At 57.3% G+C, this 12653-nt stretch carries 11 protein-coding genes and 2 tRNA genes; 7 read left to right on the top strand and 6 right to left on the bottom strand.

Features of this window, described 5'->3' with window-relative positions; translation table 11 throughout:
* From LW884_00005 to LW884_00020, 4 genes are all read right to left on the bottom strand, one after another.
* Positions 1-1790: class I SAM-dependent DNA methyltransferase (locus LW884_00005; GenBank protein ID MCE3006723.1), on the bottom strand; the 1790-nt coding region annotated here is incomplete at its 3' end.
* A gap of 219 nt (positions 1791-2009) precedes the next feature.
* Positions 2010-2081 (bottom strand) — tRNA-Met (locus LW884_00010).
* 74 nt (positions 2082-2155) lie between these two features.
* Complete coding sequence (locus tag LW884_00015) at positions 2156-2587, bottom strand: peptidylprolyl isomerase (protein MCE3006724.1); 432 nt, start codon at positions 2585-2587, stop codon at positions 2156-2158.
* A 94-nt stretch (positions 2588-2681) separates the two neighbouring features.
* Complete coding sequence (locus LW884_00020; protein ID MCE3006725.1) at positions 2682-3410, bottom strand: superoxide dismutase; 729 nt, start codon at positions 3408-3410, stop codon at positions 2682-2684.
* A gap of 141 nt (positions 3411-3551) precedes the next feature.
* On the opposite strand from LW884_00020, the gene LW884_00025 reads away from it, so the two are divergent.
* The 4 genes from LW884_00025 to LW884_00040 all read left to right on the top strand — a co-directional run bounded on the left by LW884_00025 (position 3552) and on the right by LW884_00040 (position 7198).
* Positions 3552-4409: a universal stress protein gene (locus LW884_00025; protein MCE3006726.1), complete on the top strand. Its 858-nt coding sequence runs from the start codon at positions 3552-3554 to the stop codon at positions 4407-4409.
* A 255-nt stretch (positions 4410-4664) separates the two neighbouring features.
* Positions 4665-4742, top strand: a tRNA-Glu gene (locus tag LW884_00030).
* Between the two features lie 222 nt (positions 4743-4964).
* Positions 4965-6986: an FAD-dependent oxidoreductase gene (locus LW884_00035; protein ID MCE3006727.1), complete on the top strand. Its 2022-nt coding sequence runs from the start codon at positions 4965-4967 to the stop codon at positions 6984-6986.
* A 56-nt stretch (positions 6987-7042) separates the two neighbouring features.
* Complete coding sequence (locus LW884_00040; protein MCE3006728.1) at positions 7043-7198, top strand: hypothetical protein; 156 nt, start codon at positions 7043-7045, stop codon at positions 7196-7198.
* A 9-nt stretch (positions 7199-7207) separates the two neighbouring features.
* Here LW884_00040 and LW884_00045 read toward each other — a convergent pair whose 3' ends face one another.
* A complete protein-coding gene (locus LW884_00045) occupies positions 7208-8101 on the bottom strand; it encodes a DnaJ domain-containing protein (protein ID MCE3006729.1) in 894 nt (297 codons plus the stop codon).
* 260 nt (positions 8102-8361) lie between these two features.
* Here LW884_00045 and LW884_00050 point away from each other — a divergent pair, with 260 nt between their 5' ends.
* Entirely contained in the window at positions 8362-9846 is a 1485-nt protein-coding gene (locus LW884_00050; protein MCE3006730.1) for a Do family serine endopeptidase, read from the top strand.
* Positions 9847-10125: 279 nt separating this feature from the next.
* Positions 10126-10866: a sulfite exporter TauE/SafE family protein gene (locus tag LW884_00055; GenBank protein ID MCE3006731.1), complete on the top strand. Its 741-nt coding sequence runs from the start codon at positions 10126-10128 to the stop codon at positions 10864-10866.
* Positions 10867-10879: 13 nt separating this feature from the next.
* On the opposite strand, the gene LW884_00060 is transcribed toward LW884_00055, so the two are convergent.
* The gene (locus tag LW884_00060) at positions 10880-11743 is read right to left on the bottom strand and encodes a CAP domain-containing protein (protein ID MCE3006732.1); all 864 of its coding nucleotides are present in this window, start codon (positions 11741-11743) and stop codon (positions 10880-10882) included.
* A 271-nt stretch (positions 11744-12014) separates the two neighbouring features.
* Between LW884_00060 and LW884_00065 the strand changes: the two genes are divergently transcribed.
* Positions 12015-12392: a hypothetical protein gene (locus LW884_00065; protein MCE3006733.1), complete on the top strand. Its 378-nt coding sequence runs from the start codon at positions 12015-12017 to the stop codon at positions 12390-12392.
* Positions 12393-12653: the final 261 nt, after the last annotated feature.

The following is a 12653-nucleotide window of genomic DNA, read 5'->3' on the forward strand; positions in this document are numbered from 1 at the left end:
GCAGGCTGCAGGCCAAAGCCTATGATGACACAGTACACGGCGGCCTTGCCCCGTGCCTCATTCGTCCACTTGAAAGTGCGGTGGGCGAAGTGGATCTTCACGCCCATTTTCAGCAGGTATTGCCACAGGATGCCTACCTGCTCGCCCTGGGTAATGGAGTTGGTAGACACCAGGGCCACCCGTATGTCGGTGCCCTGTATGTACTGGGCCGCCTTGGCATACCAGGCGCTCACAAAGTCGAGTGTACCGGCCCCCTTTACACCGGGCAGTGCAGCCAGCAGGCCCTCTCGCTGCTTGGGTTCCATCAGCTTGCTGCCTACAAAGGGCGGGTTGCCCATCATGTAGCTCAGGGCTTTGGGGGCTATGTGTTTTTTCCAGTCCAGCGCCAGCGCATCTCCGTGGTGGATGTGCGGGCTGTGGCGCAGGGGCAGGCGGCGGTAGTAGTGGCCAAAGGTTTCGCTCAGCAGCAGGTTCATCTGGTGGTCTACCATCCACATGGCCACCTCGGCTATGCGGGCGGCAAACTCTTCGATCTCGATGCCATAAAACTGGCTGACGTAGAGCTGGCTGAGGTCGGCCACGTCCAGGGTGCGCTGCACGTTGAAGCGTCCGCCCCCGCGCACCTGGCTCACCCATTTGTAGCGGGCCTTTATCACCTCTATCTCCAGCATGCGCAGCTCGCGGTAGGCCATGATAAGGAAGTTGCCACAGCCGCAGGCGGGGTCCAGAAAGTTTAGCCCGGCCAGCTTTTGATGAAAGCTTACCACCTGCCGGGCATTGTTCTTTACCCGTTCAAACTCCGCCCGAAGGTCATCCATAAAGAGGCTATTGATCACCTTCAGGATATTTTTCTCGCTGGTGTAGTGGGCTCCCAGGCTTCGGCGCTCCCTGGGGTTCATCACACTCTGGAAAAGGGAGCCAAAGATGGCGGGCGATATTTTGCTCCAGTCGAAGTAGCAACAGGCCAGCAGGGCCTGGCGCCCGGCCCGCTCAAAGATGGGCGGGCGCAGGGTGGCGCTGAAGAGGTCGCCGTTTACGTACGGAAACTGGCCCAGGTCCTGGTCTACCGTTTTTTGCCGCCTGCCCTCCGGGCTGTCCAGTATGTTAAACACCTCGTTGATCACCGAGCCCAGGTTCCGGCCATCCTCCTGGCTGTAGTTTTCTATGTAGTAGGTAAAGCTGTCCTTGGGAAAAATGCCGGTATCGTCGGCAAACAGGCAGAAGAGTAGCCGCACCATAAAAAGCTCCAGCTCCTTGTCCACATAGCCTTGTTTTTCCAGCTCGTCGTGCAGGCGGCCCAGCAGCTCGGCGGCCTGCAGGTTGGCCGGGTCTTCGTCGCGCAGCTTCACCCGCGTATAGCCTGCCATGAAGCCGAAGAGGTGCAGGTGGCTTAGCAGCTCGCCGAAGGCAAAATCCGTGTTTGTTTGCTCCTCCACATCGTATAGCCGGAAGTGCTCAAAGTCGGACACCAGCACGTAGCGGGGCAGCTGGCTATCCTTTAGCCCCGCAAAGTAGGAGAGGCTCTGGTCGTAGGCCTTGTCCAGGCTTTTGCCTCGGCTTTTGTGCTCTACCAGCAGCACCCCTTCCCAAAAAAGGTCGATAAACCCATAGTTGCCGTCTGCCTTCTTTACCGGTGCCTCAAAGGCGGCCAGGGCACGGCGCTTCTGGCCAAATACATCGAAGAAGTCGTCCCAAAAGCTTTTTGCCTCGGCTTCTTCGCGGCTTTCATCTCGCCACTTGTGTATAAACTGTGTGGCACGGCTTCGTATTTCGTTCCAGCTTAACGACATATCTGTTTCTTATTAGGCGCTTGTGTCTGTCTATCAGATTTGGCTGTGGGCATGCGTACGGCTTGCCTGGCTATCCGGCATCAATATAGGCAGTGCGGGCCGGAAAAGCATAGCAGCGCGGCACCCCGCCCGGGCAGTGGGATGTGTCTTTCTGGCGAAAAAAAAGCCCGAGCTGTGGGCCCGGGCTTCTGCTTTGTTCAGCTGACACGATTCTTACCGTTGCGGAGGCAGGAATCGAACCTGCGACCTTCGGGTTATGAGCCCGACGAGCTACCTCTGCTCCACTCCGCGATAGGGATGCAAAGGTAGTGAATATTTTTGTAAAAGCAAGCGCTGATGGGCCGGTTTCGGATTTTTGCCCAATTCTAGTGGATCACCACCTGGTTTATCTTATCGCCGGCCTTTACCAGGTCTATAAGCTCCAGTCCGTCTGTCACACGGCCAAAGCAGGTGTGGTTTCGGTCCAGGTGGCTGGTGTTCTGGCGGCTGTGGCAGATGAAGAACTGGCTACCGCCGGTGTTTCGGCCAGCATGTGCCATGCTTAGCACGCCACGGTCGTGGTACTGCAGCTTGCCGTCCAGCTCGCAGTCTATCTGGTAGCCCGGCCCGCCGGTACCATCGCCACGCGGGCATCCGCCCTGGATCACAAAGTTGGGGATCACCCGGTGGAAGGTGAGGCCGTTGTAGAAGCCCGCCTGGGCGAGCTTCACAAAGTTTTGTACCGTTTTGGGCGCATCTTCGTCGTAGAACTCGATGTGCATCACGCCATGGTCCGTGTGTATTTCTCCTTTGGTCATGGGTGCAATATAGCACAGGGGCCGTATGTGCCGCAAGCCTGTGCGCGCCAGCCCACAGCCCAGGCTGGCGGAGGCATGCGCCAGGGGTGCTGCCCTAGGCCAGCCGGCTAGCCACAAACTGCCAGTTTACCAATTTGCCAAAGGCGGTAATGTAGTCGGTTCGCAGGTTTTGGTACTTCAGGTAGTAGGCATGCTCCCACACGTCCAGCGCCAGCAGGGGGGTGCCCCGCACGGGCATGTGGTTCATCAGCGGGTTATCCTGGTTCATGCTGTCCGTTATGGCCAGCTGTCCACTGGGCTGCTGCACCAGCCAGGCCCAGCCGCTGCCAAAGTGTGTGCCTGCTGCAGCATCAAATGCCTCCTGAAAGCGTGCCCAGCTGCCAAAGTCTCGCACCACGGCTTGCTGCAGGGGCTCGGGTATGGCGTGGTCTTCGGCCCTGGGGCTCATGCATTGCCAGTATAGGCTGTGGTTCCAGGCTCCGCCACCGTTGTTGCGCACATTCATCCGCAGGGCCTCGGGCAGTGCATCCAGCTGGCTCAGGGTTTCCTCCAGGCTTTTCTCTGCCCAGGGGGTTCCGGCCAGTGCATCATTCAGCTTGCGCACATAGCCCGCGTGGTGCCGGCTGTAGTGTATCTCCATGGTGCGGGCATCTATGTAGGGCTCCAGCGCACCGTAGGCGTAGCCCAGTGCCGGCTGCAGGTAGGTGCCCCCTGTGGCCGCCTCTGTGTGGGGCCAGGCCTGGCTGTGGGCCAGCAGCCTGCCCCCCAGCAGCGCTGCCGCCCCTGCCAGGGTTGTTTTCTGCAAGAATTCTCGTCTCTTCATGTAGTATCGGGCTTAATGCAGTTTCCGGTTGGCACCGGGCCGTGGCGGAATAATTAAAGTGAAAACAGGCCTACAATCTATCGATTTTTTTAGTAGACTTAACCCGTATTTCGGCTACACAGTTTTGACCCTAACCTACCGATGACCATGAAGTTTGACAACATTGCCATACCTGTAGACTTTTCGGAGTCTAGCCTGAACGCCTTTAAGTACGCCTGCGACTTGGCCCGCAGGCATGGCAGCCGGGTGCACCTGGTGCATGTGTACGAGCGCAGCTACTACAGCGTGGCCGGTAGTGCCGGTGGCATTACCTACGCCATAGACGCTACCGAGAATGACCACATGCGTACCCACATCACGCACCAGATGAAGGAGCTGACACAGCGGCCCGAGGCGAAAGGCATCCACTTCTATAGCAAGCTGATAGCCGACATACCCGTGTGGCGGTTCTACGAGGAGCTGGAGGGCACGCAGATAGACCTGATTGTGATGGGTACGCGGGGCGTAACCGGCCTGCTGCATGGTGGCCTGGTGGGCACCAATACCGAGCGAGTAATTCGCCACTCGCACATACCGGTGCTGAGTGTGCCGGAGGGGGCGGGCTTTACGGATACGAAGGTGATCCTTTTTGCCACCGACTTCAAGGATCCGCTGGATGATGTGTACCCAAAGGTGGTAGACCTGGCCCGCCTGAAGGGCGCTGCCATCAAGATTGGGGTTATCAATACGCAGAACAATTTTTCTACCAGCCGCAAGGCCTACGAGGCCTATGAGGAACTGAAGGGGAAATACCCCTATGAGCGGGTGGAGCTGGTGGTGCACAACGACCACAGCGTAGAAGAGGGCATACAGGACCTGGTGCACCTGGTGAATGCCGACCTGCTGGCCATGCTCACCCATGGGCGCACCGGCATAGGCCACCTGCTGAAAGGTAGCATAGCCGAGGACCTGAGCAGCACCCTGGCTACCCCGCTGTTTACCCTACGCCTAGGCAACTAGTACCCCGGGCTGGGCTACCCCCCCATGCCCCCGAAGCTACCCGCCGCAAAAGCCCGACCAGCTGGTCGGGCTTTTGCCTGTCTGTAGGTTTAGACTCCCTCTGGGGCCGCCACAGTTTCTGGGCGTAGCAGGTATGTGGTGGTACGCCCTTTCGCCTTCCCGGCTTTGCGAGCCCCCGGGCAAGGCCGCCCCAAAAATTTCTTTCGGCATAGATTTGTGTGTTGTAAGATTTGCATTAAATTTGTCCTCCCATTTGGCGCGTTCGTCTAGCCAGGTCCAGGACACCTCTCTTTCACAGAGGCGACACGGGTTCGAATCCCGTACGCGCTACCAGCCAAAGCCGACTATCAGTCGGCTTTTTGCGTTACAGGAGTACCACTCGGCAGCACCCGGCACTACCCACAGTCCATCTTTTCCCTGAGTGCCCAGGCACCGCTCGGGCACCGGCGCAGCGCATTTATACCTGCATAACCATAGCGCGCCGCGAATTTCTTAACCAAATGGCCTTGATTCCGCCCGCGCCTATGCTTATAATTGGCGATAAACTTATGTTCAATGTTAATTGAAAAAATGGACTTCGATGCTATTGTAATAGGCGGTGGGCTTGGAGGGTTAACCGCCGGTGCCACGCTCAGCAAGCTGGGAAAAAAAGTACTGCTACTCGAGCAGCACTACATACCGGGTGGCTGCGCCACCACCTTCAAGCGGCGGGACTACCTGATGGAAGTAGCCCTGCACGAGATAGATGGCCCGCACGAACAGGACTTCAAGCGACATGCCTTTGACCTGCTGGGGGTAACCCAGCAGGTACAATTTGTACCCGTCCCGGAGTTTTACCGCATTAAGACAGAGGGTTTGGACTTTGTGGTGCCACACGGCAGGGATGCCTATATCCAGGCACTCAGCAGGGCCTACCCAGAGGAGGCAAAAGGTATAGAAGACTTTGTGGGCTTTATACTGGCCGTGCAGAAGGAGCTCTACCGAATGCCCCAGGGCTGGAAGGCCAAGCTCTTGTTGCCGCTGTTCCCACTGCTGTACCCGCATGTGCTGAGGGCATCTCGCCACACCCTGGGTAGCTGGCTAGATCAGCATATACGGAACGAAGAACTCAAAGTGATCTTGGCTGCAAACCTGGGATACTATCATGATGATGCCTATTCGCTCTCGCTCATCTATTTCTGCGCAGCCCAATCCGGCTACATAGCGGGGGGCGGCTACTACATTAAGGGGGGGTCGCAGCGGCTTTCTGATTATCTGGCTAGTGTGATAGCGGAAAACGGCGGCCAGGTGCTACTGGGCAAGCGCGTTACACACATCCTCACCGAACGGGGTAGGGCAACAGGCGTAGAGTACGAGGATGCCCACAATAAGTGCCTGCCTGCCGTGCAGGTGCATGCACCTATCACCATAGCCAATGCGGCCCCCCCACTGGTGAAGCAGATGCTACCCCCTGCCCTGGCGGCCAAACTGGGCAAAAAAATAGACCATCGCGCCATAGCCAGCAGCATTACCTGCCTGTATATAGGGTTCAATAAAGACCTGAAGAAGGACCTGGGCAATCAGAACTATGCTACCTTCTTGTTTCACCCAAGTGCCAGGAACATGAAAGCATTTCTGGCGTCTCTGCAGGGCGATGACTGGGAGACAAAGCCACTCGACTTTATGGACTATAGCCAGCTGGATTCAGACCTGTGCCCACCGGGCAAGTCCTTTGTTACTATGGGCTCACTAGACTACATGTGCAACTGGGAGGGGCTGGACGAGCAGGCCTATGCCTTGAAGAAGGCGAAGGTAACCCAGATTATACTAAAACGACTGGAGCAGCACTTCCCCGGTGTGGTGCAGCACATAGAGCACTACGAGCTGGCCACACCCCGTACCCTGGCACGCTACACAGCCAACCCACAGGGCACTGCCTATGGGTATGCGCAGCTGAACGAGCAGTCGGGACTGAAGGGGTTTGAACACAGATCGCCCATCCCTGGCTTGTATTTTGCCTCGGCCTGGACAAACCCCGGTTCGGGCTTTACGGGTGTAATAGCTGGTGGGTATGACTGCGCTATTGAGGTGAACCGCAAGCTAAAGCACAGCCAGGCTAAGGGACAGCTCCTGGCCGACGAACGGGTAGTGCCCCTACTAGCGCGTAAAGAAATAGCCGAAGGAACCTTTGAACTGGTTTTTCCCAAACCCAAGGGCTTTCAGCATCGGCCTGGCCAGTATGCCATTCTGGCGCTAAACAAGCCACAGTATACCGAGCTGGATATGGAGCACAGGCCGCTCACCATTGCCTCGCACCCCGACGAGACCCACCTACGTTTTGCCATGCGCATGAGCAGCAGCAGCTTTAAGCGTAGTTGCCTGGCCATGCAGCCCGGAGATACGGTTACCCTCTATGGACCAACAGGAGACTTCCGTATACTACCCACCGGAAGGCCTGTTGTTTTCCTTACCGCAGGTATTGGCATCACCCCCGTTATGCCCCTGCTACACGAGCTGGAAAAAAAAAGTTTGACAAGAAGATTCATCTCTTCTATACCAACTATACAGAAAGCAAGACGACCTACCACCAAGAGCTGAAGGCCATCACGTACGACCGTTTCCACTATCACCCCATTTTTTCAGATACGGAGGGTATGATGACCCTGAACACGCTGCAGCAGCAGTTGGGCGATCTACAGGCCTACGACTATTATCTGATCGGCACCTCCAGCTTTATGAAGGGCATGAACGACCTGATGGCAGCCGCCCGTGTGCCAGCGGAACAGATAGTTGTAGAACACTTTGGGTAAGCGGCGCTCCTAGTTTTTCTGTAGGCTACGCAGCTGTTCAAAGAGTTTGCGCTCCTGGGCACTCAGCCTTTGTGGCAGGGCTATCCCCAGGTGTAGGTACAGGTCTCCGTACTGTCCGGGCTGTTCATACACAGGCATGCCCTTTTGCTTTAGCCGCAGCACCCCGCCAGGCTGGGTACCTTCCTTCAGGTTTAGCTTTACCTTTCCCCCCAGGGTATCCAGCACGTAGGGGCCGCCCAGCACCGCATCGTACAGGGGTAGGGCTACCTCGCGGTGCAGGTTATTTCCATCCCGCTCATACAGGGGGTGGGGTACTACCTGTATGTTCAGCAGCAGGTCTCCGCGGCTTCCGTCTGGGCGCTTGCGGCCCCTGCCCCTTACTTTCAGGCCTTTACCATCGCTCAGCCCGGGCTTCAGGTTCAGGCTGAAGTGCTCCTCGCCCAGTCCTACCGTTTTGGTACCGCCCCGGTAGGCATCCTCCAGGCTGATGCTGAGCGTAGCCCGCAGGTCGCCCTGCCGGCCCTGCTGCCGTGCCCCTGCCTCGGCCCCAAAGCCCCCGCCGAAGAAGGTGCGAAAGAAGTCGCTAAACCCGCTGCCAAAGCCCTCGTGGGTATGCGCAAAGCCGCCATCCTGCGGTTCCCACTGCTGCTGTTGCCGTGGGCCACCGCCCTGCCCATACTGTTTCCAGTTGCTCCCCAGTTTGTCATACTGCTGGCGGCTCTCGGGGTTGCTCAGCACCTCATAGGCCTCGCTCACCTCCTTGAACTTCTGCTCGGCACCCGCATCATTCGGGTTCGTATCGGGGTGGTACTGGCGCGCCAGCTGCCGGTAGGCTTTCTTTATATCGTCTGCCGTGGCACCCTTGCCCACCCCCAGTATTTTATAGTAGTCGCGGTATTCCATGTTTCTTGTCCCCTATTCTTGCTTCCCCCATCTGCCTGGTGCAGTGGCTGTTAGTTAGCCCTGCAAAAATCATTCTAAACCCAGGTAGACGCATGTGGCACCTGGCCTGCTGTCATTCTGGCGTAATAGTTAAGAGTTGTTAAGCCATCCAGACAGATTGATACATTGGCACGAAATTCGTCGTTACAGCATGCGGAGGTATGGCATGGCCGTGCCCCCGGATTTAAACTGAAACGATAATTAAAAATAGGAAGCAACCCATGAAACAACTGATCCAACGCAGAAACCTGATTAGCCTGGGCGCAGGTGCCTTGGGCGGTCTGCTTATGCTGGCCCTGTACAGCTGGGCCTTTGGCCCCGGTTCTCCCCGAACGATTAGCGAAATGCAGCTGGCTGCCCAGCTGCAAAACGTGGCCGACATGCCCAGTGCACCCACCAACTTCAAGGCGGCATCGGCCCTGGCCATGCCCGCTGTGGTGCACATTAAGAGCACCGCTGGCCAAGAGCCCGGCGCCAGGGGCCCCGAGGGGTCGCAGCGCATGCCGGAGGGCATGGAGGAATTTCATCGTTTCTTTGGCATGCCCGATATGCCCCAGGGCCCCCGCATGGGCACCGGTAGTGGGGTGATACTGACCGAGGACGGGTATATTGTGACCAACAACCACGTGATAGCCGATGCAGACAAGGTGGAAGTAACCCTGTTTGACAACCAAACCTTCCCGGCCCGGGTTATTGGCACCGACCCCAGCACCGACCTGGCCCTGCTGAAGATAGATGCCCAGGCACTCACCTTTCTGCCATTTGGCGACAGTGATGCCCTGGAGGTGGGCGAGTGGGTGCTGGCCGTGGGCAACCCCTTCAACCTGACCAGCACCGTAACAGCCGGCATTGTGAGCGCCAAGGGCCGCAACCTGGGTATTGTGGAGGACAAATACCGCATCGAGAGCTTTATACAAACCGATGCTGCCGTGAACCCCGGAAACAGCGGGGGGGCACTGGTAACCACCGAGGGTAAGCTGGTAGGCATCAATACCGCCATAGCTACGCGCACGGGTTCCTACAGCGGCTACAGCTTTGCCGTACCGGTTACCATCGTGCGGAAGGTGGTAGACGACCTGATGCAGTACGGAACCGTGCAGCGCGCATTCCTGGGTGTGCAGATACGCGACGTGGATGCAGCACTGGCCCAGGCCGAGGACCTGGCAAGCACCCGGGGAGTCTATGTACAGGAGGTGAATGATGGCAGCGCCGCCGATGCCGCCGGGATAAAGGCCGGTGATGTAGTGATTGCCGTAGACGGACACCCCATAAAGACCAGCAGCGAGCTACAGGAAACCATTGGCCGGCACCGCCCGGGAGACAAGGTAGGCCTGAAGCTGATGCGCGGAAAGACGGAGAAAGACCTGACGGTTATCCTGAAAAACCAGAGCGGCACCACCCAGCTGGTAAAGAAGGAAGCAACCAAGGGGCTGCAGTGGCTAGGGGCCGACTTTGCCCCCCTGGACGGCGACGATAAAAAACGGCTGGGCCTGGACCATGGTGTAAGGGTGCAGAAACTAACTGCCGGAAAGCTGCGCTACAAGGGCATCCGCGAGGGTTTTGTGATCACCGAGGTGAACCGCAGGCCGGTGCATACGGCAGACGACATACAGCAGCAGCTACAGGGCCTGGAGGCCGGCGCACTGGTAACTATAGAGGGATACTACACCAAGGGAGAAAAAGAGGTGTACAGCTTCTATTTCTAATAGCCCTCAGTAGGTAGTGCAGAGAATGAGCCGCAAGCCATCTTGACCGATGCGTTTGCGGCTTTTTTTGTCTACGTCCCGGTTTCTGACAAAAATCATGGTTTGGGGCGGCAGCACCTCCCATCTTTCGGACGTGGCTGCCAGGTGTGCCATTGGGCCGCTTCGCCAGTCTTTCGGGTGTCTCTTTTGGGTAGTAGGCACTCAGTCAGGTATTGTGTTGAGCACGGAGTGAGCAACTCCGTGCTTTTTTTCTGCATCTTGTGGATCTATCCGCTACGTATGCATACGGTGCTCTTGCTACTGCTGGCCTTGGTTTCCGAGGTGCTGGGCACCCTGGCGGGTTTTGGCAGCAGTACTTTTTTTGTGCCACTGGCCCATTATCTGGTCGATTTTCAGACTGTGCTGGCCATCACAGCCGTGCTGCATGTGTTTAGCAACGCTGCCAAGCTGCTGCTGTTTCGCAAGGATGCCAACTGGCGGCTGGCCCTACTGTTTGTAGGGCCGGGCCTGCTGCTGGTGGTGCTTGGTGCCTGGCTAAGCCAGTACCTGGATGTTTCGCTCTTCGAGCTTCTGCTGGGTGTACTGCTGGCTAGCTATGCGGGTGCGCAGCTGCTGGGCATTGGCTCCAGCTACAGGCTGCAGCCCCGCACAGGCACAGCCCTGGTGGCGGGGGGCATTGCCGGCTTTGTTACGGGCCTGCTGGGCACTGGCGGGGCCATACGTGCTGCAGGTTTGCTCGCTTTTCCGCTAAACAAGGCAACCTTTGTTGCCACCAGTGCGCTGGCCGATTTTTTTACCGACAGTGGGCGGGCCGTTGTGTACCTGTACCAGGGCTACCTGCGCCCCGAGTTCTATGTGCTGGTGCCGCTGCTCCTGGTTATTGGTATAGTGGGCAGCTGGCTGGGGCGCATTCTGCTTCGGCGTGTGCCCGAGGCGCGTTTTCGCATCTGGGTACGCCTGCTGCTGCTGGGCATTGGCCTCTCCATGGTTGTTCGCAGTGTGCTAGGCTGGCTGGGCTAGCACAGCACCCAGGCTACTGCCCAGGTGGGGGCACGGCCTGTAGCAGCAGGCCGCCCGAGGTCATCTCCCTGCCCATACCAATCAGGAAACTGTAGCGGCCAGGGCCATAGCTACAGCGAAAGCCGATCCGAAAATACTGATCGTACCAGCTGGGGGTCAGGTTTGCCACACCCACATACTTTGCCTGCCTGCCCGGCCGTGGATACGGGTACAGCAGGGCTACCCTAAGCATATTGCGCGGAGCCGAAGACAGATAGCGGTAGATAAGGCTGAGGCTATCGCCCACCAGTACCGTGTCTGGTGGCAGGCTGGTTACCAGCTCGGCCAGCAGGGCCCCGTAGGCCACCGTTACATACACCCCGTCCAGATAGGGCTCCACACCCAGGCCGATGTAGTTGTGGCCAGGGTCTGTCATGTTCTTCCGGTGTTTGCCTTTTTCGGTCCAGGCCGCCATTACCTTCTGGCACACAGGCGCTGCTCTGCTTCCGTACTCAAAGGCAATGGCCATCCCCACGCTGCCCACTATCTCGGGGTAGTCGTAGTCCTTTCGCTGCTGGGGGTCTTCGCCGTTTTGGTCTATCAGGCCGAAAAAACGGTACTCGCGCATATTTGCACTATGGCTGCGCGCCAGCTCATCCAGCAGCGGGTGCCGCTCCAGTGGGGCCACGCCGGCAGCAGTGCGGCGTGCATTGATCTGGCCTAGCAGTAGGGTAGCCAGCGAGTCGGCAGCCAGCTCCTGTGCCCGCACACCCGCCGGTAGGCCCAGGGCTAGGCACAGCAGGAATAAATAGGTGCGAGAAGGCAGGCTCATCCGGGTGCCAAAAATACCACTTTGCCCGTATATCAGTTTCAGGGTATTCTCTGCTCGGGTTTCCATCCATGGTGGCACATTCGTGAGGCAGGCCCGACCATAAAGACCTGCCTCTGCTACTATACCCACCTACAAGTGCTACCGACAGAACATTCCTGCCAGCCTGTATGTCTCCTCCTGTGTACCGATTGCCCAAGACAACTGTCTGAATCGAAAACCCTATTGGGGCTGCTATTGGGCCCGTACAGAGAGCCAGGAAACATTTCTTCTTTCTTCTTCAAATCTGGCACAGACTTTGCTAGTTTCAACCCATTCACTAATCCATTTTTTTCTTTACATGAAAAAACTATTTTTTGTTTTTGCCCTGCTGCTAGGCAGCCTGGGCTACGCGCAGGCCCAGAACGGAGTTGTGTACGAGTATGTACAGATGTCTACCGTAGAATCAGTAGTGCCTGGGGGTCTGGGCCGCAGCCGCCTCATCACCACCACCACGGAGGGCCAGCTGCAGGAGAAGGAGCTGGAAAACTTCTTCAGTCTTACGGGTATCAACTTCAAGAACATCCGGAACAACGACAACGTGATAGCCAATCGTATCAACGAGCTGAGCGTTGAGGGTTGGGAGCTATACCAGATAACCAGTGGCACCTACTCTGCCGAAAATAGCACGGGCCTCTTTATTACTCGCTACCTGTTTCGCCGCCCGGTGAAGAAGTAAGCATACCACACAGACGAAAAGGGGCCTTGGCCCCTTTTTTTGTGCGGCAGCTGTGCGAAAAGCAAACCGTGCAAGAGTTGTCCTGCTGTTTTCCTGAATAAACAAAAGCTGGATGGATAGATTTTGTGTGAACTAGGCTGGATAGAGGGACAGGAAATCACCGGTCTCTATCGCCCAAACAAGGTAAGCCTGAACTACTGATCTGGATCACACATTAAACCTTCCTCCCCTCCATCGTCTAAGAGCAAGAAATAATGGGAA

The sequence above is a fragment of the Bacteroidota bacterium genome (assembly GCA_021300195.1).
Classification (GTDB): Bacteria; Bacteroidota; Bacteroidia; order J057; family JAJTIE01; genus JAJTIE01.